Here is a 23385-nt window from a genome sequence, read left to right on the forward strand (position 1 = left end):
ATAGTACCGGAAGGGGAGGTCAAGGAGTTAGGAACATATCTATCCATGCTCACTTAGTATGTCAACATTGGCACATCTGATCTAATATATGGGTTTTATTGGGGTTGTTTTTGGTTTAGTATGGATGTGTAAGACTTAAAGAACAAGCCCTAATGGGGATGAACGATAAAGAAATCGATAAAGACTGCGAAGAATGGAGTTAAGTAATGAGATTATGGAAATATTTGGTTGTTGGTATTTGGGTGACTGTTTTTTTCTACTATTTCAATATGTACATGCCAAGAAACTTTTTATATTTTCTTATTGGATTACCAGCATCCATGTTTAGCACGTTTTTCATTTATGATTTTTTTAGAAAGAGAGGCTTTTAGCGGGTTTATGAATGCACGTGGGTAATTGTTTGATAGGTTATTTTACTCATTTTTACTAAAATATGATTTCTTTACATTATATTAGCTGTAGATTCACATTCCCCTTTTAAAATGATGGTAATAATAGGAGGGGGAGAGGGAAAATGAAAAGGAATATAAAGAAATTCGGCTTTTGTATGATGAGTGCGGCCTTTATATTGCAAGCTACTTCAATGGGGGTCTCTGCTGCAAATGGAAATCATTCCAATTCATCTATTTATGAGAAGAAAATCGTGAATATTGCACATCGAGGAGCTTCTGGTCATGCACCTGAACATACCATTCCAGCTTATCAATTGGGAGAACAAATGAAAGGTGACTACATAGAAATCGATCTTCAGATGACCAAGGATGGAAGATTGATAGCCATGCATGATGAAAAGGTGGATCGTACAACGAATGGTACAGGACTGGTGAAGGATTTAACGCTGGCAGAAATCAAGAAACTGGATGCCGGTTCATGGTTCAATGAACAAAATCCACAATTGGCAAAGGAGGTATATGAAGGGGTAAAGGTTCCCACTCTTGAAGAAGTCTTTAAGAAGTTCGGAAAGCAGGCCAATTACTATATCGAAACAAAGTCCCCTGAAGTATATCCAGGAATGGAAGAAGAACTTCTGCAGGTTCTAGAAGAATATAAAATGGTGGATTCAAAAGGCCGTACCAAGAATATATTAATACAATCGTTCAGTAAAGAAAGCCTTATGAAGGTTCATGACATGAATCCAAAGTTACCGCTTGTGCAACTCTATTCTTATAAGAACCCAGCAACCATTTCCGATGAAGAATTGGAATCCGTTAAGGAATATGCAATTGGCGTTGGCCCGAACTTCAATAAGGTTGACGGACAATATGTGAAGATGGTTCGCAGTCATGACCTTCAATTCCATCCATATACAGTAAATGATAGAGCGGATATGAAAAAGGCTCTTGAATGGGGTGCAACGGGGCTGTTCACTAATTATCCTGATGTATTCAGCGAGGTACTAAGAGAGTACAAGCATGATAATCACGATGAAAATGGGAGTTTATAAGGTTACTATATAATTGCTTCATATGTGAGTCCCGGTTTTCCGGGGCTTTTTTTGTATTGAAGGGCATTTGATTAGTGGGGAAATTGGGTGGTCTTAGGCTTAGCGGTCTTTTTTGACGGGTATAACAAATGTATTAAAAATATTTTAGGAGGTTGATTATGAAAGCTGTCACTTTTCAAGGAGCAAAAGAGATACAGGTAAAACAAGTTGAAGATCCGAAACTGCAGCAAAAGGATGATATCATCGTCCGAGTGACTTCAACGGCTATTTGCGGATCCGATCTCCATATATATCAGGGTGCTTTGCCCACGCATAAGGATTATGTCATTGGCCATGAACCGATGGGCATCGTTGAAGAAGTGGGTTCGGGAGTAACGAAGGTGAAAAAAGGGGACAGGGTTGTCCTGCCTTTTAACATTTCTTGTGGGCACTGTTATTATTGTGAACATGATATGGAGAGCCAATGTGATAATTCCAACCCAAATGAAGCGGTGGATACAGGCGGATACTTCGGTTTTACGGAACGATATGGGAACTATCTAGGCGGACAGGCTGAATATTTAAGGGTCCCATATGGAAACTTCATGCCGTTTGTCATACCAGAGTCATGTGAGCTTGAAGATGAAGCACTATTGTTCATGTCCGATGTGCTGCCAACCGCATATTGGAGTGTAGAGAATGCTGGCGTCAAGAAAGATGATACGGTAGCGGTGCTTGGCTGTGGGCCGATAGGCTTGATGGCTCAGAAGTTCGCTTGGATGAAAGGCGCAAAAAGGGTCATTGCAATCGACAATCTTCCTTATAGGCTCAATAAGGCAAAACAGATGAATAAGGTTGAGGCGTATAACTTCGACGAGTATAACGATATGGGCAGCTACATTAAGGAAATCACTTCAGGCGGGGCCGATGTGGTCATCGATTGTGTGGGTATGGACGGCAAGAAATCAACGATCGAGGCGATTGAGCAAAAGCTGAAACTTCAGGGCGGAACGTTAAGCGCGATCGAGATTGCACTTAACGGCGTACGTAAATTCGGTACGATCCAACTGACTGGCGTATACGGATCCAAATATAACATGTTCCCATTAGGCAATTTATTTGAAAGGAACATTAACCTGAAAATGGGGCAAGCACCTGTCATTCACTACATGCCAAAGCTTTTTGATGAAATCACGGATGGAAAGTTCGACCCTACGGAAATCATATCCCATAAAGTCCCTCTCGAAAAAGCGAGTGAAGCTTATCAAATCTTTAACGATCACGAAGATGAATGCATTAAAGTGGTGTTAAAGCCTTAATCTTAAGCTTATAAAAAGTCCAATGCATGGAGTTGCATTGGACTTTTTGGATATGTTCACAAATGGTTAATGGTGTATTATGGATAAACGTATAAAAGAGGTGTGAAATATGAATGATAATTATGCCTTTGTACGGAAGAAATCAGGATTACACTGATTTTTTCCGGAAATGTGACGACTGACCCTTCAGATGATGAAGGAGCATATGATTCAAAAAGAAGAGTTGATTTAATAATAAGATGCATTGCCAAGTGAACTTGAATAAGGGGTTTGGGTAATGAGATGGAGTATTTTTATTATATAATGATAATGACAAAAGGAGGATGTATAGATGGTATATAATTCGGCAGCAGAACTTTGTGAAGGGTTTGGGTATCCGCCCGTTCACGTTAAATTGACGATAGAGATCGTCGATAAGAGATTGGGACCTGTAACGGCGGAAGCAGAGATTGCCATCAAGCCTGTTAAGTCAAAGGAATATCTAGAAGTATTGGTGGAAGAATTGGAATCGGAGCATATCTTTGCTGATGAAAATGGCAGTATCTATGGCAGCTTCGGCATCGATCAAAGTATCCAGATATATGATGAAGTCTTGGCTACAATTCCGTTCGAAGAGTTAATAGGAAAGGAAAATTGGAAAGAGACAATTGCGGAATCAATCACTGTGGATAAGCTAAAGGAACAACTGGGGAAATCCCTCAATGATTATCAATTCAGTGATTTGAGCGGGAAATATAAATTCAGGAAAAGATGTACGATAACGGAACTTCAATTCATAGAATAAACCAAAACTGGAGAAGGCGAAATGCTTTCTCTTTTTTCAATGCCATTATAATCAAATGCTGATAGTGACACAATCCGTAAGAGTTTTTAAACATACACAATGTCAAGAAGAGATCAGTAAGGTTTTTTATGGTTGCAACATACATTTTTTTATGGTTTTACATAGGGTAATATATTGATAAGGACTTTTACAAGAAAACGAAATGTATATTTTAAAAGGTAAAAAGGAGAATATATGAAAATTGGTTTGGTACGGCATTTTAAGGTGGCACATGAATTTCCCACTGGGAGACCTGTTACGGCGGATGATATGAGGCAATGGTTTGAGGATTATGATGCAGCGGATATCATTTACGGTACGACTTTATTTGGTGTGGAGGAATGGCAGGAATGTTATTGCAGTGATATGTCGAGAGCTGTCAAGACAGCCGAACATATCTATCCAGGTACGGTTCATCGGATGGAGGAGCTGCGGGAAATACCTTCCCCTCCACTTAAAGGAAAGGTTAAGCTGCCGTTCATCCTTTGGGCCATCTGGATCCGCTGCTGCTCGGTAATCAACAAGCAGACAAGGGCGGAAATTAAGATCGCTGAGCAAAGGATCAATAAAGTATTGGATGAGGTCTTAGCAAAAGGGGACAGGGATGTTCTGATCGTGAGTCATGCCGCCCTCATGGTATATATGAGGAAAGAGCTGATACGACGGGGGTTCACAGGTCCAAAGTTCAAGATTGCCAGTAATGGAAAGCTTTATGTATTTGAAAGATGATAAAGGGAATATATTAGGTTTCCCATCAGGAAGGGAAGGTCATTTTTGCTTATTTTAAGAAAGAGGAAGGCATTTGCCGAATAGTTATTCTTTTTTTATTGGTTGTGGTTTATTATTGTAATAGTGTAATTTTTGCGAATTCAATAATAGGGAAAGAGGGGTGGACATTTTGCTGAAGGCAGTTTTTTTTGATTTAGATGATACATTACTTTGGGATCAGAAAAGTGTAAAAGAGACTTTTGTGGCCACATGCGAAGTGGCTAAGGAGAAATATGACCTGAATGTAGACGAGTTTGAAGAGGCTGTGCGAAAGGAAGCACGTGAGCTTTATTCTTCTTACGATACATATGCATTCACTCAAATGATCGGAATCAACCCATTTGAGGGATTATGGGGAAACTTTCAGGATGATCATGATGAATTCCGGAAGATGGCCGGGATTGCACCGGCTTATCGGAAAGAAGCGTGGACGAGAGGTTTGAAGGCATTAGGGATCGATGATCCGGAATTTGGGCTTGAACTGGCAGAACGATTCCCGGCCGAGAGACGCAAAAAGCCATTTATCTATGAAGAGTCCTTCCGTGTTCTCGATGAATTAAAAGGGAAGTACAAATTGCTATTGCTTACGAATGGGTCTCCTGAACTGCAAAATACCAAACTTGAAATTACGCCTGAACTGGTTCCTTATTTCGACCAAATCGTGATTTCAGGCGCTTTTGGACGGGGTAAACCAGATGCCTCCATTTTTGAGCATGCTTTGGAAATCATGGAGCTTGATAAGGATGAAGTATTGATGGTCGGAGATAATTTAATGACCGATATCCTTGGAGCATCACGGGTAGGCATAAAGTCAGTTTGGATAAATCGCCATGATAAGGAACGGAATGAAGTGATTCCAACCTATGAAATCAAGCATTTGGAGGAGCTTTACCCAATTCTTGAGAGCTTGGGGAATTAATTAATGGCCCTCTCCAAATAACAGATTTTGGAGAGTTGTAATGAAAATATTAGGTCTTTCAAATTATTTACAGAATGAAAAGGGTGATATATAGTTACCCTGTAATCAATTAAATTATTCAGACTAGGGGTGTCCAATAAAAGTTGGGCTGAGAGAGAAGCGCTTAAGCTTCTTAACCCTCAGGACCTGATCTGGTTCATACCAGCGTGGGGAAGTTAGAATCTACTAAACAATGACATTTCAATTGGTCATTTCTGTAGTCATACTAACGTTAGCCGGGTCTTAAATATGAGATCTGGCTTTTTCGTGCGAAATGGATTGGATTTTGTCCTTTTTAAATGAACTTAAAAAGGAGAAATGAAATCATGATGAGTAATTCTGTAAATGACATGAACGTTTCAATTATGTCCAGTTTTGCCGGGAGTAAAAAAGTGTATGCTGAAGGATCTAGACCCGATATTAAAGTACCTATGCGTGAAATTAAGCTAAGTCCGACTACAGGGTCATTCGGCGAAGAAGAGAATCCGCCTTTACGAGTTTATGACACAAGCGGTTTTTATACGGATTCAGATTATCCCATTGATATTCGTAAAGGTCTGGCCCCGATTAGACGAAGCTGGGTTCTGGAACGGGAAGATGTTGAAGAGTATGATGGCCGTGAAATAAAGCCCGAAGATAACGGGTATAAAAAAGTTGAGTCACAATCCAATGCCGAAGTTTTTCCGGGATTGAAAAGAAAACCATTGCGTGCAGTGAAAGGGCAAAACGTAACCCAGCTCCATTATGCCCGTAAAGGTATCATCACTCCAGAAATGGAGTTCATTTCGATCAGGGAAAATGTGGCCCCTGAGTTTGTAAGAGAAGAGGTAGCTAGCGGGCGGGCTATCATTCCAGCAAATATTAACCATCCTGAAAGTGAGCCCATGATCATCGGACGTAATTTTCATGTGAAAATAAATGCGAATATTGGGAATTCGGCTGTCAGTTCATCGATCGAAGCTGAAGTGGAGAAAATGACTTGGGCTACACGATGGGGTGCAGATAATATAATGGATCTTTCCACAGGAAAGAATATTCACACGACCCGGGAATGGATTATCAGAAATTCACCTGTTCCAGTTGGGACGGTTCCGATATATCAAGCATTGGAAAAAGTGAATGGAGTCGCGGAGGATTTAAATTGGGAAGTTTTCCGGGATACATTAATCGAGCAGGCTGAGCAAGGTGTCGATTACTTCACCATACACGCTGGTGTCCTTTTGCGATACATCCCCATGACAGCCAAGCGAGTTACGGGAATCGTTTCCCGAGGGGGCTCCATCATGGCACAATGGTGCTTGGCCCACCACCAAGAAAGTTTCCTCTATACTCACTTTGAAGAGATTTGTGAAATCATGAAGGCGTATGATGTCTCTTTCTCATTAGGTGACGGCCTTCGTCCTGGATCCATTGCAGATGCAAACGATGAGGCACAATTTGCTGAATTGGAAACACTTGGGGAACTGACGAAGATTGCTTGGAAGCACGATGTTCAAGTCATGGTGGAGGGCCCTGGTCACGTTCCGATGCATTTGATTAAAGAAAATATGGATAAGCAGCTGGAAGTCTGTCAAGAAGCGCCATTCTATACTCTGGGACCATTGACAACGGATATAGCTCCTGGATACGATCATATCACTTCTGCGATTGGTGCTGCCATGATTGGATGGTTTGGAACTGCCATGCTTTGTTATGTGACACCGAAGGAGCATTTGGGACTTCCGAATAAAGAGGATGTTCGGGTAGGGGTCATAACTTATAAAATTGCGGCCCATGCAGCTGACCTTGCTAAAGGCCATCCGCATGCAAGAAAACGGGATGATGCCCTTTCGAAGGCTAGATTCGAATTTCGTTGGAGAGATCAATTCAATCTTTCCCTCGATCCTGAAAGGGCGGTCGAATATCATGATGAAACTCTACCTGCTGAAGGTGCCAAAACAGCCCATTTCTGTTCAATGTGCGGCCCGAAATTCTGCAGTATGAGAATCTCCCAGGACATCCGTGATCTGGCAAAGGAAAAGGGTCTGGGTTTTGAGTCGGTAATCGATGAAGGGCTTAAAGAAAAAGCGAATGAATTCAGGAAAACGGACGGGGAAATCTATCAATGATTCCGACGAGAGGGAGAATTCGATGAATCGGGTAATCCAGATAAAAGTTGAAATGAAACAGTTGGAAAATCAATTGGAACAGCTGAAAAGAGAGCTGGACATTTTTCGGGAGAATTGTAATCATGAATTTGTAAACGATGATTATAGTCAGCAGTGTACAAAGTGCCACTTAATCGAAAGTCTGCAATGGTAGTGATGCCTTAATTGTCCTTTCATTATCTAATCCCCTTAATCATGTTGGACATTCGATCACAAAACATGATTAAGGGAATCTTTCATTACTATTTACATACTTGTTTTATTAATATGAAGAGGAGGGGGGACAAGCCAGCCTTTTTCCTTATTCAATCTTAGGAAGTCAGCACCCAATGCAGCTTTATTCGTATGGAATTGCGCAAACATCTGTGCAATATCTTCGCGGATGCATTGACCCATCATTTGGCTGCAAGCAACTAATCCTGCATTAATATCGATTGATACTGAAGCAGAGATTTCAGGATCTTGAAGACGTGCCCCGACGGGGAATATCCTCCAAGTTAGCTTTAGGCCTTTCAGGTGGTGAGGGAGGCAGTCCTACATTATTTTCTTTTAATAATGATTCAAGTTGGTCATGTTCCTGTTTCCCTTGATTGATCACTTCAACAAGCAATTTATGCAGGTCCTTGTCGCCAGCATAGTTTGATGACAGGCAATCAACCCTTTTGTAGTTGTTAGAAATGCCCATGTCCCAAATACCTCGCCGTAATGCATAGGCTCATCTTTCGGATTTCCGCTTAAAATTCCCATAACCATCCTCATTGAAATTCATTAACGGGTTTAAGTTACCCTGAATTTATCCAAGCATGCATCGTTGCTGTTTGGGAAATGCTAGAGGGATTTTACTCCTTTCTTGATAACATTCATCACAGAGCATTTCATTTCTATCCATGTCAGTAACTTGAAACGTCCTGGCATGGATTTTTTTTCTTCCGTTTCATCAGTACAATAGAAGTATTTATGTGTCATTAGAAATCCTCCCATTGAAATAAATGTGTTTATAGTTTAAAACGTCACGTTTTTATTATACAGAAAACATGTCTGCAGCTTAATTAGTCTTCTTGGAAGAGTTTAGATTGAATAATCCAGTTGGGGTTCAACATACTAAACTTGTTCGCATCATTGATAAAACGAGGAGGGAAATACAATGCAAAACCAATATCAACAAGGTCAAGTACACCAGAACATGCAAACGGGGGCAATTCCCCCACAAATGAATCACGGTGGTCACGAAGTATTCGATGTACATGAAGTGTTGTCGGGAACGATTGGTACTTTAAACACGTATACTCTTTTGCGTCAGCATGTCAAGGATCAGGAATTACTTGACATCCTGGATCGTCAATATCAGTTCATCCAAGATGAATATAATATTTCATTGGAGTGCTTCCAAACGGGCCAGGATCCTTCTAAACGGACTCAGAGCTACAAAATGAATCAAGATAACGATTTTATATATGGATTGACACCAACGCAGCCAAAGAAACCTTTGCAATCCGTCTCGGAAATTACGGATGAATGCATTTCAGGCTTGATGCTTGGAGCTGTCAAGTCTGCAGCATCCATGAAAGCGATGGCAGCGCTTGAAATAACGAATCCGGTGGTTCGCCGCGTATTTGCAGATTCCGTTCCGAACTGCATTGAAATGGCATATGAGATTTCGATATATCAAAACAAACATCATTACTACCAAGTTCCACAGCTTGCACAGCAGGATATGCAACAAATGTTGAATTCGTATGCACCTGCACAAGGAATTAACAACAACATGAGTCATTAAAAGCATTTGTTAAGAACATAAAAAAGGGATAGGACTAACTCTCCTATCCCTTTTTTATCATTGTTTCATCTGATTTATTTCCTGGATGCTTTCCTGGACGAGGGTTACAGCCTGACTCATGGTGGCTCCTCCGCCAAATGCTGCGGTCACGCCAATGGCTTCAAGAATTTCTTGTTCGGAACAGCCTTGATCAAGACATCCTTTTGTATGATAGATAATACAGTATTCATCTTGAGAATATAAGCTTATTCCTAGTGCGATAAGCTGTTTTTCTTTCTGGGATAATTGACCTTCTTTAAAGCACTCTTCCGTAAATGAATTGAATTTCTCTGCGAGATCAGGCATTTTATGCGTAAAGACACCGATTCCAGCTTTATAATCACGAAGAGCATTTTCAGTAGAATTATTAGCTTCGAATTCCATTTTCCATTCAGCTCCATCCTAAATTTTTTTTATCAAAAATTAGTATGAGCTAAATGCTGGATGAATAAACAGAAACATGGAGTTTACCTAAGTAATCATGGAACCGTCCTTCCTACAAGGCAAGTGAACCCTTAGGCCGGGTGGCTTTGAACCATTGATAGCAAAGGATGCAGATAAGTGCAACGTCAATGGCATCACCGGCATAGTACATTAGCATTCCTCCATTTTCCGCTTGTTCCTTGGTGACTCCGGTTGGAGGGTGGGCAAAAACATATTTAGAAAGGATATCATGGCCGGCTAGTGAAATTGTAAATACGATAGCTCGAAACATGAAGCTGAACCTGTGTGGCGCAGGGTCCATATAGATCATGGACGCAGTGAATAGATAGCCGGCTATGAACACGTGAAAATGCACCAAGGCATGTAGAAGAGAATTTTGATGCATCAACCCATATAACCCAGTCGTATAAAGTATCCAGAGTCCCCCAATATTAAGCGCGGAAGCAGTGATTGGATGACTTAAAATTCGCAGCGGCCAACTTTTCAACAACTTTGAAAGGAGTCTTGCTGATTGTACATCAAGTGTTCGCAGTGCAAGAGTTATAGGTGCAGCAAGCACGAGTAGGATGGGTGCAATCATTCCAAGCAATAAATGACCAACCATGTGCGCGGTGAAGTCCAGATGCCCCCGATTGGCCATGGGGCCTATAACTGCAAAGGCTGCACAAATGGTGCCAAGAATCCAAAAGAAAGTACGGTATAAGGACCATTTTTTATAGCGGCGGTTCGAAAATACGACAGCTGCGATATAAATAATTATAACAAGTGAGAAAAGAATCAATAAAATCGGTTCAATACCAGTTCCATTTTCATGAATATGTCCATTACTGTCCATTGCGGCCGTCTTCTTTCATTTTAAGTAAGCTGCTTCTTGTTTGAATGACAAAGCTAATGCCGATCAGTATCATGATTGCGGCTGCAATGTTCCAGATCAAGTCGTATGGGAGAATATCGACATTGTAACGGATTTGATGGAGACGCATTAGCTTGTGCTGGATGGTCCCATCATATAACTGAAAAGCACCTGCCCCAAGCAAAACTCCTCCTATCCACCTTTTCAGCCATAATCCCTTTCGGCGGCGAAGGTCAGCGAACATGAACAGAGACCCGACCGTTGCGAACCAGCTTAGGGCATGAAATAAACCATCCGAGACAAGTCCGATGCTGGATGAGGACTTGTCATAGAAATGATGCCAATGTAATAGTTGATGAAAGATGGCCTCATCGATGAATGCCACCAATCCGATCCCGAATAGAAAACCGGACCATAGATTACGAGCGGAATAAGTATATCGTAATTCTGAAATGGATTGATTTTTTTGATTTCGGGGCCTGAAATCCATTTTTCATCCTCCTTTTAAGTTTCTTTATAATGTGGTTGGTTTTCCTATATATGGTTCTTCTACTGTACCCTGTATTGTAAAGTTATAGACAGGTATATGGATCTTTTTAAAGCTTATTATAGATCCAAATAATCCTTGGATTTTTAGTTCAATGTTCATTGTTGATTGCATGTAAATTTTTTCAAATTATTGTTCGTTATAGCTGGATCCATGTTTCAAGCATGGGCAGGCGGGTAATAAAAACCTAGAAAGTCAACTATTAAAAAAAGGAGGAGTTCATATGTTTCGTCATCAAAAAGAATTGCAATTTGAAGTTAAGGTAGAGCGGCCAGATCCGATGCTTGCACGACAAATTCAGGAAGTGTTAGGTGGACAGTTTGGGGAAATGACTGTCATGATGCAATATCTTTTTCAGGGCTTTAACTGCCGTGGAGAAGAAAAATACAAAGATATGCTAATGGATATTGGTACAGAGGAAATTGGACATGTAGAGATGCTTTGTTCGCTCATTAGTCAATTACTTGATGGCGCTTCTCCGGAAGATCAGTCAGAAGCTGCAAAAGATCCTGCCACAGCAGCGATCATGGGTGGAATTAATCCCCAACATTTGCTCGTAAGCGGACTTGGCGGACTGCCAACCAACTCAAATGGGGTGCCTTGGAACGGATCTTATATTGTAGCGAGCGGAAATCTATTAGCGGACATGCGATCGAATCTCCATGCTGAAAGCCAAGGACGCCTTCAAGTGGCCCGCTTATACCATATGACCAAAGATGAAGGGGTACGTGCTACCTTCCGTAAAATGTTAGCCCGTGATCGTTATCACCAATATCAATGGATGGCGGCCATTGCAGAACTTGAAGAAAAAAATGGCGTTGTCGTTCCGGCGTCATTCCCACCGGAAGCGGAAATGGAATCTCAACCGGAAGCGTACGAATTCTGGAACTTGTCAGAAGGTAATGAATCAGGAGAAGGCCTTTGGGCAACAGGAAGCGCCCCAGATGGTACGGGGGATTTTGTTTATGTTGCTGAACCAGTTGCAAAGGGGCAGATTCCTAACCCTAAGGTTCCGGCGGCACAATTGCATCATGACCTGGATAGAAGTCAATCACTTAATAAAAGGTAATGGAAACTTTTCAAAAGAGGCTCGATGGCCCCTAAAGGGACATCGGTTTTTTTATGTTTACAAAATCTGATTATTTGCCTGTGGGTATGTTTTGGAGTAGCATAGTGTTCATCTTCAAGACAACTTTATTAAAGGATGGTCACTACTTTAAATAGTAAGAAGTGGGACAAATGAAAGCAGTAGGTGCGGAAAAATTACTATTTAAAGATCTTTCCAAGCCCACCCCGGAAAAGGTCGAATATTAATTAAGGTGAAAGTTTTTGCGATAAATAGAACGGATATTATTTCACGAGAAGGGAAATCCGGTTATATGGCCAATCTAATATTGGTGAATGAAGGGTCTTGGGAAGTGGTGGTAAGGGAAAAGGTGGGGCTAATGGCAGATTGATTGGAGAATGAAATATGGACAAAGTATAATGAATATATACAGAGTCAAGATACTCTTCGTCGGTATCTGTCTAAGGGGGAATCTTAATGAATGAACTGAATGCATTATTCAGGAAAAGAATAGGGCTCCAGGAAGATGTGAAACTGACATTTGAGAAATTAGATGAAATGCTGGAAAAGACAGCGAAAACCATTCCTTTTGAAAACTTATCGATCATGGCATCCCATTTGAGTGATATTAATAAATCGAATATCATGAACAAGGTCCTCGTGAGGAATGAGGGTGGATTATGCTATGAATTGAATGCAGCCCTTTATTTTTTCCTGAAGGAAAATGACTTTGATGTATTCTTGGTACGGGGTGTCATCTATAATCAGGGGTGGATGACCATAGGAAGGACCCATGTCACCATTCTATTGAACCATGAGGGGAGAACCTATTTGATCGATACGGGTTTTGGCGGGAATCTGCCTTTAAAACCAGTTCCGTTGAACGGGGAAACGGTCGTTTCCCAAAATGGTGAATTCAGGATAAAAAAAGAAAGTACCGACCATGGAGATCATATCCTTGAATTGAAATTGAAACATAAAGATCGCGATTGGAGAATAGGGTATGCTTTTGATTCTTCAAAACCAGTAGGAAATGTAGCGGAACTTAATGAGGTCCAAACGATCATCAGGGAAAATCCCCAATCGCCATTTAATAAACATCCATTAATCACCCGTTTGACAAACAGCGGGAACATCACTTTAACTGATACATCCTTTACACGGTGGGAAGATGGGAAAGTGACGAAAGAAGAAATAGATGGAACACGATTTAAAGAGTTAATGAAACAGCACTTCGATAGATAGTGGATAAAAAGACTGTCCATTCCCGACAGTCTTTTTTATGAATACCGGCGGCCAGGCTGCGGAAAGGAAGCGAATTTCGAAAAAAACGTAGGCAAACTCGCTTTTTTCGAATTTGCCTACAGTCTAAATAATCCATTACGGAAGTTTTTAATATTTATTCAATAAATTCGAATTCAATGGGGTGAGAAGGATATGGAGAGGAAGAATCGATTGGTTTTTACTAGATCGAATACAGCTGCTAAACGAAAATTCGATGAAGCGATCACCATTTTGGAATATAGCGTAATGCTCGTTGAACTCTTTGGATTAGAAGAGTTCAACAATATAATTGCCGGACAGTTAAGGCTGATTTTATGTGAAACGAAAAATACGCGCATTAAGCGGGAAAAGGTCACGATTGACCAATCCTTAATAAAGAAAATCAATCCTAACCCGAAATTGTATCCTATTAAAGACTCCATTCAAATGAGCAATGTTCATATCACGGAAGACCTCTTCGATTATACTAAACAGAGGATTGAGCTTAAGATTTGGAGAAATCAAATTATCTATAAAACCGACATTGATGGGGAAATCCAGGAAATTAAAATCATTGATTTTATTAAGGAAACAGCTAATAAGATTGGCGGTGCGCAAGCTGAATCAAGTTTCCCTAATAAGTCCATTATTTCGGATGGACATACCAAAATCATGTTAATAGGTATAGCGAAAGGGTTATTCAAATCCATAGGCAGGGATTATAAAAAACATGCCTCCATGAACCTTTCGCATATCATGCAAAAAATCGAACAATCAACTTTGGGAAACTAGACATAAGAAGGACTTTTGACCAAGTCCTTCTTGCTTGATTACCAGGCAATATCCGGAAGGATTGATCACTTCAAATACCCTCTATCAATAATCCATCCTTTTTTACCTCTGTTAAACTACGCGAGAGCATGCTGTTCACTTTTATTATGAATTAATTAAGGCTATTAATATAGAAGAATGAGGAATTCCCTGATTACAAACAAACATGGGGGCCTTATGTGTAAATGTAAAGACTTATTAAAATTTACACTAAAATGCAGCTATGGATGATTGAGATAATTTATAATGATATTCCGAATATAGTTTTACACATTATTGGAAAAATAGACTAAAAATAAAAAGAAAGAGATGATGATATGAAGGATTTTGATGGAAACCTTCCTGACGAATGGCTGGAATTAGTCACATTGGCAATGAAATCGGATATTACAAAAGAGCAATTCAAAAAGTTATTGCAAGAAAAGTCAAATAGCAATAAAAGTAAAGATTGTGGTGGTCAAATAGAATTCTGTTCAGCAAAAAAAAGGTGATTTTTCTATCGACAGGGAATGGTTCTTCTTTTTTCAGATCTTTAATATTAACGCTATCAGGTTCAATTCAGGCAAGACTATTGTAAAAAAAGTATGAGGTACCATTACTTTTTCCACGAGTCACTCCATATTTTCTGCATATTTAATTGGTAAGATAGATGCAATCATAAAGGAGGTTTACTCAATATGAAAAAAAGAACAAAATTGCCTATCATCCTATCATTATTGGCAGCGCTGTTTTTAATCCTTGGCGCATGTTCCAACAGCGATGATAAAAACAAAGAGGATAAAGAAGAAATGGGACATAGTGAAATGGATATGAACCATTCTAGCTCGGGTGATGTTCCTGAAGGATTAAAAGCTGCAGAAAATCCAACATATGAAGTTGGAAGTCAAGCGATTATCAAATCAGGTCATATGGAAGGCATGAGGGGTGCTGAAGCAACAATAGTGGGTGCATTTGATACGACTGCTTATGCCATTTCGTATACGCCTGCAACTGGCGGGGAAAAAGTGGAAAATCATAAATGGATCATACACGAAGAAATCAAAGATGCAGGAGAGAAGACGTATGAACCCGGAGCGAAGGTCACAGTAAATGCTTCTCATATGGAAGGGATGAACGGAACAGTCGCTGAAGTTGAATCTGCTGAAAAAACAACTGTTTATATGGTCGATTATACACCGACTACGGGGGGAGAAAAGGTAAAGAACCATAAATGGGTAACGGAAAGTGAATTATCGGCATCTGAATGATTTAACATCATGATTTGCAAAAAGGAAGAAGAAAATAAGCCTTGGTTATCCTTAATGGTTCCTTTTTTACCAGGAACGTTTTTTTAAAAAGTTGTAATCAACTGCTTTTCTTCGAGTTTTTCTACAGTCTGAAGGAATGGCAAACAAGCCATTCCTTTTTTTGTGAATAAACATTTTTGGAAATTATTGTTTGTAGTGGATTGTAAAACTTTAGTATCTGTTAATATGGATTTATCAAAATGTGAAAAATGGGGTGCAAATATGTTGACTGGATTAACCATTAGGCCTTTTATCGAAAATGACTATGAGGCGCTGAGCAACTATTGTTTACCTATAGAACAAGCAATCTATACTTCTTTACCTTTGAAAGTTATCGAAGACTTCAGAAAGGATAAATATAACCTCCCCATGGTCATTTATTTAGATGAGGATTTGATCGGTTGTTTTGCCTTATATACGGATAAAGCGGGAAAAAATCAATATACAAGTAATGAGAATGCGGTTCTTCTTAAATCCTTCTCCTTGGATTTGCGCCATCAAAAAAAGGGGCTGGCTTTTAAGACTTTAAAAGTGTTGCCTGAGATGATCAAACTAAGTCATCCGGATAAAAATGAGATTATACTAACAGTGCATCATTCGAATGTTCCAGCGATAAATTTATATAAAAAAGCTGGATTCGTTGACAAAGGATACAGATTTAAGGGGGAAGAAGGGGAGGAATTTATTTTCCATTTTGCTCTGGATTAAGGGAGCTTTAGATAACTTCCGGAATATATAGAGGGCAGTGGAACGTATTGGCAACCTCGGGGAGTATGATAGAAGAAAAACGTTCTCCTATAATAGGTAAACGATAGGGCGATCAATCATTATTAGAGGTATAAAGGAGATGCGAATCCCCTAAAATACCTAGTCCCCGGTATGTATGGAATTTAATTAAACTTCCATACACAGTAACTTAAAAATGAAAGAGTGGTTAAACGCAAAATAAGCATCTTAATGATGCTTATTTTTTGGAAGTTCTCCATCCATCCAACCTGCCATGCAGGAAAATTTTCACCATTAATATGGATACGGCATGTTCAGAATTCATGGTATCCATCCTACAATTTCTAAAATGGTCAGAACAATCTCAAAGACAATGAGAATCACAATGATCCATTCAACGAAAAGTCCCCTGATCGAATGGCTGATGTTAGAAAACCCATCCATAATGTTATATAAAATTTCGGTTTTACTTTTCAAGATTTTATACCGATCATTCAATTCAAAAAAATCAAGCATTCTGTCATAAAATTCGCCAGCAATACTGCTTGTCCATGTAATATCAGGTTTATCCAGAATCATGATATACGCTAGGGTATTGTACTCGTGACGAACGATTTTTGCCGTCGTCCTCGCTAATTCCTTGTTGCCGATTCTCAGTTTGCCTTTTTCCAGCCGGTCTATCATGGCTTCGAGCTTGTCGTGGATTTTTCCGAGTTGTTCCTCTGTTTTTTCAAGTGCCACCGATTTAGCGAGAATCGTGGAAATTAATTCAGGATAGAAAAATTCATATTTAGGCACAACTACATATTCGTCTGTCAAATTGATGTTTTCAGTTTCACTGAAGTGAAGTCTGTAATCGTCTGTATATTTGTCTACATTAACGAGATCAATGTCCGGCTCGAAAGAATGGATAAAGGATGAAAACTCCTTAATCTCATCCGCGTGTGAATAATTAATGAAGACAATGCTGCCAAAGGAGAAAACCAGCACCTGTTGCGATTCGTCCACATTTTTATTAAGGATGGAACTTAGAATATCGCCTTTAAGGATTAAAGGCTCTTCCCAGGTGAATTTTTTAGGAATGCCGCAATGAATGGCAATTTTGTTCAAATCAATTTCATTAGTGATTGCACATGCTTTAAAGGTAATGGGTTCCATCTATATCACTCTCTTCAGCAAATTGGTCTTTTTTCGATTCTATTCTATTCTTACAAAAACATGCTTGAATAATTCTTGAAGGTAGAAAAAGGTTACTGATTGGTCCTTGGACCCAATAAATTCCATAAATGATATGAGCTTTTGGTTTTATGCTCTACACTCCCAAGTCTTATTAACAGACTTAAAATATAATAGTTTATATGTAAGAGGGCGATTATACGAATGCTGATCCTCCCGGTTATGTCATTACTGAAATTTAACAAAAATATATAAAAGTTCATGAAAACTTTACTTATATTTACAGAATTCTCATATTGATGTCAATATTCAGTAATACATGTTTGTTATAATCGATTGACGGTTTTAAAAGTGATTGCAAAAGGGTCTTCTAAAAATCCTTCATTTACAGATGAGTAGCAGGCTGATTGAAGATGACTGAATAGTAGGAGTGAACAAAAATGGAGGAATCTATAAATCTATATGAGCTTACATTTAGTGAAAAAGATAGATATGTAATCATTACGAATGCTTATCCACATGAAGATCAGTTATATCGGAATGGATTTATCCACAGAAGAGTCAAGGCTTATCTAGATGAGGGTTTGAAGGTCGATGTCTTTGTTTTGCATCCTGCCTATAAAAAAGCAGAAAAGTATACGTATGAAGATGTGCCTGTTTATCGAGGAACTGAACAACATCTGCGCATATTCTTAAACCATAAAGTACATAAAAAAGCGCTCATTCATTTTGTTAATCCAAAAATGATACAAGCGATAAAAGAAACGAACACAGATCTGCCGATTATCACCTGGATACATGGATTTGAAACGGAGGCATGGCATAGGAGATGGTTTAATTTTCTTGAAAGCCCTGAAAGCTTGAGGAAGATACTTGAAATGTCGGAAGACTATTATGTAGAACAGCTTTCTTTTATGAATTGGTTTTATCAAACGAATGAATTGGATACAACCTTTGTTCATATTTCTAAATGGTTCAAAGAACATATTGCGGAATGTGACGCAAGAACAGAATCGAAAAATTCAGTAATCATTCCTAATGTAATAGATGACAATCTGTTTACCTTTATGGAAAAGCCCGTTGAAAAGCGGACAAAAGTCCTTTCAATCAGGCCATATGCTTCACGAAAATACGCCAATGATTTATCGGTGAAAGCGGTGCTGGAACTATCGAAGAGACCATACTTCGATAAGTTGGAATTTGGATTTTATGGTGATGGGAAATTGTTCGATCTAACCGTTGAGCCAATCCGGGATTTTGAGAATGTAACGATTCATAAAGGTTTCCTATCTCAGGAGGAAATCGCTGCATTACATAAGGAGTATGGAATTTTCCTTTGCCCGACCCGTTTGGATTCTCAAGGTGTTTCAATGTGCGAGGCCATGTCCAGTGGGCTAGTGCCGATTTCAACAGATATCACGGCAATTCCGGAATTCGTTAAACACGACGTTTCTGGCCTTCTTACAAAACCTGAGTCTCCTATCGATATTGCGGATGCAATAGAGCGCTTATATTACAACTCGGACGTATTTTTAAGAGTGTCAAAACAAGCTTCTCAGTCGATTCGTGAAAAATGCGCGGTAGATGTTGTTATTAAAAGAGAATTGGAGATTATCCAAGGTTAAATGAGGGGAGTTTTTTCAATATGGACGAACGAAACGAATATTGGAAAACTATGTATGAGGAACTTGAATTACAAATGAAAGACATGATGTCCATGACATTGGAGCTCATAGAGGCAAGTGGCACTGAAAAGCAAAAAATAATTGAGAATATGACAAAAGAAAATAATAGGCTGCGGGAAGAATTAGAAAAAAGTAAGATGGCCCAAATAGAAAATATTAAGCTTAACAAAGAAATGCGAAGACTTAAGTTATTAGAACACAAATTCAACGTTACATATGCAGGGAAATTCACGCTAAAATATCTTGCGCTTAAATCATCTATTAAAGAGCAAATAAAAAAATAAAAATTCATATCAGATTTCAGTCATTGGAGTGAAAACTTTGAATTCACATGAACTAGTTGAAAACAGAAAAATGAAGGTGCTTCTATTTGGCTTTATTGACATGAATTCAATGGATGGGTCTGCAGTATTTTTATCTTCCTTAGCATCGACCATTGCGTTAGATTCCAACATCGAAGTTGACTTACTTTTAGCTAGCCCGGTCAAACGTGATATCTTAATTCAGCCTCTTGAGAAATTTGATAATATAACCGTTCTCAATCCTTTTGTTGATCCTTTTTTTAGGGCCACCGATGATGAGTGGGTAAAAAAAGGTGTCATTGATTTTGATATAGCTGAAATGCTCATTTCACATTATTGGAGTCAAAAGGAATATGATTGGCTATTTGTAAGAAGCATTGAGACTGTTGAAAAAATAGCAAAGCATAAGCATATCATAAAGAATACATTAGTTTATGCTACAGGCTTGACTCACATAGGTCAGGATGTTAATGAAGAAAAATTTGAGAGCATCAAAAATATATATGATCAGTGTGCGTATTTCTTATGTCAAACAGAAGAGATGTGCGATTTTGTCATTGAGATTCTTAATTTGAATAAAGAAAAAAACAAAGTTTCCCTGCTTACGCCGATGATACCGAACGTCGAATCAGCAGAAGGGCAGACCCGGTTAAAAAACAAACTTGTATATACAGGTAAATTCGACCCGGATTGGAAGACCATTCCCATCATTATTGCTTTTAAAGAATTAAAACGCGAGATTCCGAATCTGTCACTTGATGTAGCGGGGGATAAATTCAAATGGGTTAAAGATGATTCTCAGTTTAAGGAAGAAGCGGCATACCTCCTTAAAAATACAGATGGGCTTACATGGTACGGGGCATTGACAAGGGAGAATGCCCAACAATTAATCGTGAACAGTGATATTGGGATAACCTGGAGAAGTGAGGAAATGGACAGCAGTCTGGAACTGTCTACAAAGCTATTGGAGTATGGGATCTTAAGGAAGGCTGTAATAATGAATCCAACAGAAATGCATTTAAAGCTTTTTGGCGAAGATTACCCGTTATATGCCGTTACAGAGAAGGATTTCCGTGAAGCTGTCAAATTAGCGCTATGTAATAAGGATATATATGAGTTTGCGGCGCAACGAATGTATCAAGTTAGCAGGCAATTTTTATTTTCGGAAGCCATAAAAAAACTGCAAGGTCTATTATGGAGCAAACGTATTACAGATTATGTGAATGAAAGCACGGATATGTTTTATATTGATGAAGATGATTTTGATGAACTGAATAAGCTTGCATCATCAAAAAAAGTGGGGAAATTGCCTGCAGAGTTTAATGTTGAAGAAGTTTTCATCTATATTGTCAAAAACATACCTGAAGAAATAAAACGAGTTGAAAAACTGTTTAAACTGTCTGGGTATGGTCAAATCACTTCAGTAGAAAAATCTGGATGTTATACATTTCTCCACATCCATAAAAGTTATGGGAACTTTGAACAAAATTTTCAAAATAACATGCCATATTTAAAAACCATAGGGTTTGAAACCTATGGCAATCCTAAATTAAAACCAAAAGATGTGGAAGTTTCAATGAAAGAACAGGTAATTGTCGATAATAAAAACAATGAAATTAAAGTGAAAAATAAAGAATTGGTTAAAGAAGTGAAGCAATTAAAAAAACTGAACACAGTTCAGCTTAAACAAATTACTAAGCTGGAAAAACAGAACCTAACACTTGGACGTAAATATGATTCACTTTCGAAGTCGAAAATGGGTAAAATGACATTCAAATATTGGGATTTAAGAAAAAGGCTTAACTTTTAATAATGCAATGGCAGACAATTCTTAACCATATATTAGTCAAAAAAGCTCCTGAATGCTGCACGCTTACAGGGGCCTTTGGCATTTATATCGAATAAAGGAGCAAGGGATCCTTGCAAACTTTTTATGTATGTTGTCGATTTCCTCAGTATGTATAAAGCTGCGTCAGTTTACTATTTCATGAAAATTAAAACTAAAACACTACTCTTTCACCATTTACCTAAATAGACCGATTATCCTTTAGTGGTGTTATAATATTCTGAAAAAGGGGGAGAGTTGATGGAGGAGAATGTGTTAAAAGCGATTCAAGATGATTATCCAGATGAATTTGCATGGTGTTATGGATGTGGTCGGTTAAATAAAGATGGTCATCATTTTCGAACGGGTTGGCAAGGCGAACAAACAAGGACAATTTATACACCACGTCCAGAGCATATCGCAATTCCAGGATTTGTTTATGGTGGCTTGATTGCATCGTTAATTGATTGTCATGGAACAGGTTCAGCTGCACTGGCAATGCATCGTAAAAATGGGCATGAAGTTGGAGATGGAGTGGAGCCTCCCAGGTTCGTGACAGCTTCACTGAAAGTGGAGTTCGTAAAGCCAACCCCAAATGATGTGCCATTAATGGCCGTTGGAAAAATTCATGAGATTCATCCTAAGAAATGGAGAATCGAAACAGAGGTATTTGCGATCGATAAACTTTGCGCCCGAGGCGAGGTTGTCGCTGTGGTGATGCCAAGTACGTTTACAAGCAAAGAGTGATCGAACTCTTGGAAAAGTTCATTAAATAAGCTAATTAATATGAACGCAATCAAAAGGGAATTAAAATTTTTGCAAAGGGCCGTCCAATTATTTGGACGGTTATTTAGTGCATATGAGTATCCATTTCAAGCATGTTATCGCTATAAAGCGACATTTAGCTGGAAATCACAAACGATATATCAAAGATATTAATATACTTACATTATAAGCAAAGGGAGGTCGCAGAATGAAAATAAACGTAGAGATAGATAAGGAGATCAAGGCGATAGAGGTGCTTATCCGCAATCATGAATGGAATGAGGAAGTGCAGGAACTGATGGAGCGCTTGAAGGAGAGGAAAAGACCGTATTTTGTTGGTAGAAAAGAAGGGATGCAGCATGTCTTCCGGGCAGAAGAAATTATCTGTTTGTTCACAGAGCAAGATTCCATAATGGTGCGGACGAAACAGGGTACTTTCGAAATGAAAGAAAGGTTATATGAACTGGAAAAGGACCTTCCTGGTAATCAATTCGTGCGTTTGTCCAAGTCAGTGATTGCCAATTTGGATGAGTTAAACAGATTCGAGGCATCTTTCAACGGTACCTTATGTGTGTATTTCCGATCAGGGGAAAAAGAATATGTTTCTCGCCACTATGTTCAAGGGATCAAGAAAGCATTTCAATGGAAAAGGAAGGGATTATGATGAAAACACTATTATTCCGTAGCTTTGCTGGGATTTGCCTTGGGGCACTCGTGATGGTGCTGACGTGTTTTGGAGTGATCGCTTTTGGGGAGGTCACTGCATTAGACAGTGAAATATTTGTAAAAAACGCGATAGGCTGCTTATGCTGTGGCTGGTTCTTCAGCACGGCAACAATCATCTTTGAAAATGAAAAATGGAGTTTATTATCTCAAACCATTCTGCACTTCCTGACTGTCAGCATCCTTTACTTCCTATTATCCTTCTTTGTTGGGTGGATTCCATTCAGCTTAAAAGGATTAGCTATAGGAATTGGGATTTTCATACCATTCTATATGATCATTTGGATCATTTTCTATCTATATTTCCGCCATCAAGTGAAGATATTGAATGATGGACTTGATAAAAGAGAGAATTGAGCGTGGATCGATCAGTTAGAGAGGTTTAAAGCTGAACCGCAAGAAAATAAAGGAATTTTCGTATAACCCGCCGGCTTCATGATGCCTTATCAACTGCAGTATGTTCAATTGAAACAACAGTTAAATCTGTAAAACGAACTTACCATTTGACCGAACAAGAACACCAAAAAGGATAATGGGATCAGGTGCCATGAAGATATCGTACCAACTTAAACTGAAACCCTTATACCTGCTCGATCTATAGCAGGTCTTTTTATTTTCATTTTTCCTATGATATTTCTA

At 39.0% G+C, this 23385-nt stretch carries 25 protein-coding genes, 1 pseudogene and 1 riboswitch; of the genes and pseudogenes, 20 read left to right on the top strand and 6 right to left on the bottom strand.

What is annotated here, in order from left to right:
* Window positions 1–514: 514 nt before the first annotated feature.
* The 7 genes from JNUCC41_RS12975 (at window position 515) to JNUCC41_RS13005 (ending at window position 7592) form a co-directional block, all read left to right on the top strand.
* A complete protein-coding gene (locus tag JNUCC41_RS12975) occupies window positions 515–1444 on the top strand; it encodes a glycerophosphodiester phosphodiesterase (RefSeq protein WP_192207909.1) in 930 nt (309 codons plus the stop codon).
* A 158-nt stretch (window positions 1445–1602) separates the two neighbouring features.
* Window positions 1603–2742, top strand: a complete 1140-nt coding sequence (locus tag JNUCC41_RS12980) for a zinc-dependent alcohol dehydrogenase (RefSeq protein WP_192207910.1) — start codon at window positions 1603–1605, stop codon at window positions 2740–2742.
* 331 nt (window positions 2743–3073) lie between these two features.
* Window positions 3074–3526, top strand: a complete 453-nt coding sequence (locus JNUCC41_RS12985; RefSeq protein WP_192207911.1) for a hypothetical protein — start codon at window positions 3074–3076, stop codon at window positions 3524–3526.
* 234 nt (window positions 3527–3760) lie between these two features.
* On the top strand, window positions 3761–4294 hold the full coding sequence (locus JNUCC41_RS12990) for a histidine phosphatase family protein (RefSeq protein WP_192207912.1): 534 nt from the start codon (window positions 3761–3763) through the stop codon (window positions 4292–4294).
* A 169-nt stretch (window positions 4295–4463) separates the two neighbouring features.
* Window positions 4464–5252, top strand: a complete 789-nt coding sequence (locus JNUCC41_RS12995; protein WP_192207913.1) for an HAD family hydrolase — start codon at window positions 4464–4466, stop codon at window positions 5250–5252.
* A 115-nt stretch (window positions 5253–5367) separates the two neighbouring features.
* Window positions 5368–5482, top strand: a riboswitch (TPP riboswitch).
* 135 nt (window positions 5483–5617) lie between these two features.
* On the top strand, window positions 5618–7399 hold the full coding sequence (thiC, locus tag JNUCC41_RS13000; protein WP_192207914.1) for a phosphomethylpyrimidine synthase ThiC: 1782 nt from the start codon (window positions 5618–5620) through the stop codon (window positions 7397–7399).
* A gap of 22 nt (window positions 7400–7421) precedes the next feature.
* Window positions 7422–7592, top strand: coding sequence for a hypothetical protein (locus JNUCC41_RS13005; protein WP_192207915.1), 171 nt, complete (start codon window positions 7422–7424; stop codon window positions 7590–7592).
* A 92-nt stretch (window positions 7593–7684) separates the two neighbouring features.
* Here the strand turns inward: JNUCC41_RS13005 and JNUCC41_RS13010 are convergent.
* Both JNUCC41_RS13010 and JNUCC41_RS13015 read right to left on the bottom strand, forming a co-directional pair.
* Window positions 7685–8185 (bottom strand): annotated as a pseudogene (locus tag JNUCC41_RS13010) (DUF3231 family protein).
* 81 nt (window positions 8186–8266) lie between these two features.
* Window positions 8267–8404: a hypothetical protein gene (locus JNUCC41_RS13015; RefSeq protein WP_192207916.1), complete on the bottom strand. Its 138-nt coding sequence runs from the start codon at window positions 8402–8404 to the stop codon at window positions 8267–8269.
* Window positions 8405–8582: 178 nt separating this feature from the next.
* Here JNUCC41_RS13015 and JNUCC41_RS13020 point away from each other — a divergent pair, with 178 nt between their 5' ends.
* The gene (locus tag JNUCC41_RS13020) at window positions 8583–9215 is read left to right on the top strand and encodes a spore coat protein (RefSeq protein WP_192207917.1); all 633 of its coding nucleotides are present in this window, start codon (window positions 8583–8585) and stop codon (window positions 9213–9215) included.
* 57 nt (window positions 9216–9272) lie between these two features.
* On the opposite strand, the gene JNUCC41_RS13025 is transcribed toward JNUCC41_RS13020, so the two are convergent.
* The 3 genes from JNUCC41_RS13025 to JNUCC41_RS13035 form a co-directional block, all read right to left on the bottom strand.
* Window positions 9273–9638, bottom strand: coding sequence for a carboxymuconolactone decarboxylase family protein (locus JNUCC41_RS13025; RefSeq protein WP_192207918.1), 366 nt, complete (start codon window positions 9636–9638; stop codon window positions 9273–9275).
* Between the two features lie 112 nt (window positions 9639–9750).
* The gene (locus JNUCC41_RS13030; RefSeq protein ID WP_192207919.1) at window positions 9751–10533 is read right to left on the bottom strand and encodes a cytochrome c oxidase assembly protein; all 783 of its coding nucleotides are present in this window, start codon (window positions 10531–10533) and stop codon (window positions 9751–9753) included.
* Window positions 10523–11041, bottom strand: coding sequence for a DUF2243 domain-containing protein (locus JNUCC41_RS13035; protein WP_192207920.1), 519 nt, complete (start codon window positions 11039–11041; stop codon window positions 10523–10525). Before JNUCC41_RS13035 ends, JNUCC41_RS13030 begins: the two co-directional genes overlap by 11 nt.
* A gap of 280 nt (window positions 11042–11321) precedes the next feature.
* Here JNUCC41_RS13035 and JNUCC41_RS13040 point away from each other — a divergent pair, with 280 nt between their 5' ends.
* The 6 genes from JNUCC41_RS13040 to JNUCC41_RS13065 all read left to right on the top strand — a co-directional run bounded on the left by JNUCC41_RS13040 (window position 11322) and on the right by JNUCC41_RS13065 (window position 16252).
* Window positions 11322–12167, top strand: coding sequence for a manganese catalase (locus JNUCC41_RS13040; protein ID WP_192207921.1), 846 nt, complete (start codon window positions 11322–11324; stop codon window positions 12165–12167).
* Window positions 12168–12641: 474 nt separating this feature from the next.
* A complete protein-coding gene (locus JNUCC41_RS13045; protein ID WP_192207922.1) occupies window positions 12642–13409 on the top strand; it encodes an arylamine N-acetyltransferase family protein in 768 nt (255 codons plus the stop codon).
* 192 nt (window positions 13410–13601) lie between these two features.
* Complete coding sequence (locus tag JNUCC41_RS13050) at window positions 13602–14219, top strand: hypothetical protein (RefSeq protein WP_192207923.1); 618 nt, start codon at window positions 13602–13604, stop codon at window positions 14217–14219.
* A 356-nt stretch (window positions 14220–14575) separates the two neighbouring features.
* Window positions 14576–14749, top strand: coding sequence for an anti-repressor SinI family protein (locus tag JNUCC41_RS13055; protein WP_192207924.1), 174 nt, complete (start codon window positions 14576–14578; stop codon window positions 14747–14749).
* A gap of 186 nt (window positions 14750–14935) precedes the next feature.
* The gene (locus JNUCC41_RS13060; RefSeq protein ID WP_192207925.1) at window positions 14936–15505 is read left to right on the top strand and encodes a YdhK family protein; all 570 of its coding nucleotides are present in this window, start codon (window positions 14936–14938) and stop codon (window positions 15503–15505) included.
* A 225-nt stretch (window positions 15506–15730) separates the two neighbouring features.
* Window positions 15731–16252, top strand: coding sequence for a GNAT family N-acetyltransferase (locus JNUCC41_RS13065; protein WP_228467616.1), 522 nt, complete (start codon window positions 15731–15733; stop codon window positions 16250–16252).
* Window positions 16253–16591: 339 nt separating this feature from the next.
* Here JNUCC41_RS13065 and JNUCC41_RS13070 read toward each other — a convergent pair whose 3' ends face one another.
* A complete protein-coding gene (locus tag JNUCC41_RS13070; protein ID WP_192207926.1) occupies window positions 16592–17428 on the bottom strand; it encodes an RMD1 family protein in 837 nt (278 codons plus the stop codon).
* Between the two features lie 458 nt (window positions 17429–17886).
* Between JNUCC41_RS13070 and JNUCC41_RS13075 the strand changes: the two genes are divergently transcribed.
* The 6 genes from JNUCC41_RS13075 to JNUCC41_RS13100 all read left to right on the top strand — a co-directional run bounded on the left by JNUCC41_RS13075 (window position 17887) and on the right by JNUCC41_RS13100 (window position 23103).
* A complete protein-coding gene (locus tag JNUCC41_RS13075; RefSeq protein WP_192207927.1) occupies window positions 17887–19071 on the top strand; it encodes a glycosyltransferase family 4 protein in 1185 nt (394 codons plus the stop codon).
* A 20-nt stretch (window positions 19072–19091) separates the two neighbouring features.
* Window positions 19092–19415: a hypothetical protein gene (locus JNUCC41_RS13080; protein WP_192207928.1), complete on the top strand. Its 324-nt coding sequence runs from the start codon at window positions 19092–19094 to the stop codon at window positions 19413–19415.
* A gap of 37 nt (window positions 19416–19452) precedes the next feature.
* Window positions 19453–21243 carry a glycosyltransferase family protein gene (locus JNUCC41_RS13085; RefSeq protein ID WP_192207929.1) on the top strand — a complete coding sequence of 597 codons (1791 nt, stop codon included), beginning with the start codon at window positions 19453–19455 and terminating at the stop codon, window positions 21241–21243.
* A gap of 276 nt (window positions 21244–21519) precedes the next feature.
* Window positions 21520–22005 carry a PaaI family thioesterase gene (locus JNUCC41_RS13090; RefSeq protein WP_192207930.1) on the top strand — a complete coding sequence of 162 codons (486 nt, stop codon included), beginning with the start codon at window positions 21520–21522 and terminating at the stop codon, window positions 22003–22005.
* Between the two features lie 226 nt (window positions 22006–22231).
* A complete protein-coding gene (locus JNUCC41_RS13095; RefSeq protein WP_192207931.1) occupies window positions 22232–22687 on the top strand; it encodes a LytTR family DNA-binding domain-containing protein in 456 nt (151 codons plus the stop codon).
* Window positions 22687–23103, top strand: coding sequence for a DUF3021 domain-containing protein (locus JNUCC41_RS13100; RefSeq protein WP_192207932.1), 417 nt, complete (start codon window positions 22687–22689; stop codon window positions 23101–23103). The genes JNUCC41_RS13095 and JNUCC41_RS13100 overlap by 1 nt, the downstream gene beginning before the upstream one ends.
* The last annotated feature ends 282 nt before the right edge of the window (window positions 23104–23385 follow it).

The organism is Brevibacillus sp. JNUCC-41 (assembly GCF_014844095.1).
Classification (GTDB): Bacteria; Bacillota; Bacilli; order Bacillales; family DSM-1321; genus Peribacillus; species Peribacillus aracenensis.

Excerpts from the sequence above, each read along its gene's own strand:
- JNUCC41_RS13090 (WP_192207930.1), top strand. The coding sequence starts at position 21,520 with ATGGAGGAGAATGTGTTAAAAGCGATTCAAGATGATTATCCAGATGAA.
- JNUCC41_RS12985 (WP_192207911.1), top strand. The coding sequence starts at position 3,074 with ATGGTATATAATTCGGCAGCAGAACTTTGTGAAGGGTTTGGGTATCCG.
- JNUCC41_RS13005 (WP_192207915.1), top strand. The coding sequence starts at position 7,422 with ATGAATCGGGTAATCCAGATAAAAGTTGAAATGAAACAGTTGGAAAAT.
- JNUCC41_RS13065 (WP_228467616.1), top strand. The coding sequence starts at position 15,731 with ATGGATTTATCAAAATGTGAAAAATGGGGTGCAAATATGTTGACTGGA.
- JNUCC41_RS13060 (WP_192207925.1), top strand. The coding sequence starts at position 14,936 with ATGAAAAAAAGAACAAAATTGCCTATCATCCTATCATTATTGGCAGCG.
- JNUCC41_RS13040 (WP_192207921.1), top strand. The coding sequence starts at position 11,322 with ATGTTTCGTCATCAAAAAGAATTGCAATTTGAAGTTAAGGTAGAGCGG.
- JNUCC41_RS13050 (WP_192207923.1), top strand. The coding sequence starts at position 13,602 with ATGGAGAGGAAGAATCGATTGGTTTTTACTAGATCGAATACAGCTGCT.
- JNUCC41_RS12975 (WP_192207909.1), top strand. The coding sequence starts at position 515 with ATGAAAAGGAATATAAAGAAATTCGGCTTTTGTATGATGAGTGCGGCC.
- JNUCC41_RS13020 (WP_192207917.1), top strand. The coding sequence starts at position 8,583 with ATGCAAAACCAATATCAACAAGGTCAAGTACACCAGAACATGCAAACG.
- JNUCC41_RS13015 (WP_192207916.1), bottom strand. The coding sequence starts at position 8,404 with ATGACACATAAATACTTCTATTGTACTGATGAAACGGAAGAAAAAAAA.
- JNUCC41_RS13045 (WP_192207922.1), top strand. The coding sequence starts at position 12,642 with ATGAATGAACTGAATGCATTATTCAGGAAAAGAATAGGGCTCCAGGAA.
- JNUCC41_RS13095 (WP_192207931.1), top strand. The coding sequence starts at position 22,232 with ATGAAAATAAACGTAGAGATAGATAAGGAGATCAAGGCGATAGAGGTG.
- JNUCC41_RS13025 (WP_192207918.1), bottom strand. The coding sequence starts at position 9,638 with ATGGAATTCGAAGCTAATAATTCTACTGAAAATGCTCTTCGTGATTAT.
- JNUCC41_RS13030 (WP_192207919.1), bottom strand. The coding sequence starts at position 10,533 with ATGGACAGTAATGGACATATTCATGAAAATGGAACTGGTATTGAACCG.
- JNUCC41_RS13080 (WP_192207928.1), top strand. The coding sequence starts at position 19,092 with ATGGACGAACGAAACGAATATTGGAAAACTATGTATGAGGAACTTGAA.
- JNUCC41_RS13075 (WP_192207927.1), top strand. The coding sequence starts at position 17,887 with ATGGAGGAATCTATAAATCTATATGAGCTTACATTTAGTGAAAAAGAT.
- thiC (WP_192207914.1), top strand. The coding sequence starts at position 5,618 with ATGATGAGTAATTCTGTAAATGACATGAACGTTTCAATTATGTCCAGT.
- JNUCC41_RS13035 (WP_192207920.1), bottom strand. The coding sequence starts at position 11,041 with ATGGATTTCAGGCCCCGAAATCAAAAAAATCAATCCATTTCAGAATTA.
- JNUCC41_RS13055 (WP_192207924.1), top strand. The coding sequence starts at position 14,576 with ATGAAGGATTTTGATGGAAACCTTCCTGACGAATGGCTGGAATTAGTC.
- JNUCC41_RS12980 (WP_192207910.1), top strand. The coding sequence starts at position 1,603 with ATGAAAGCTGTCACTTTTCAAGGAGCAAAAGAGATACAGGTAAAACAA.
- JNUCC41_RS13070 (WP_192207926.1), bottom strand. The coding sequence starts at position 17,428 with ATGGAACCCATTACCTTTAAAGCATGTGCAATCACTAATGAAATTGAT.
- JNUCC41_RS12990 (WP_192207912.1), top strand. The coding sequence starts at position 3,761 with ATGAAAATTGGTTTGGTACGGCATTTTAAGGTGGCACATGAATTTCCC.
- JNUCC41_RS13100 (WP_192207932.1), top strand. The coding sequence starts at position 22,687 with ATGAAAACACTATTATTCCGTAGCTTTGCTGGGATTTGCCTTGGGGCA.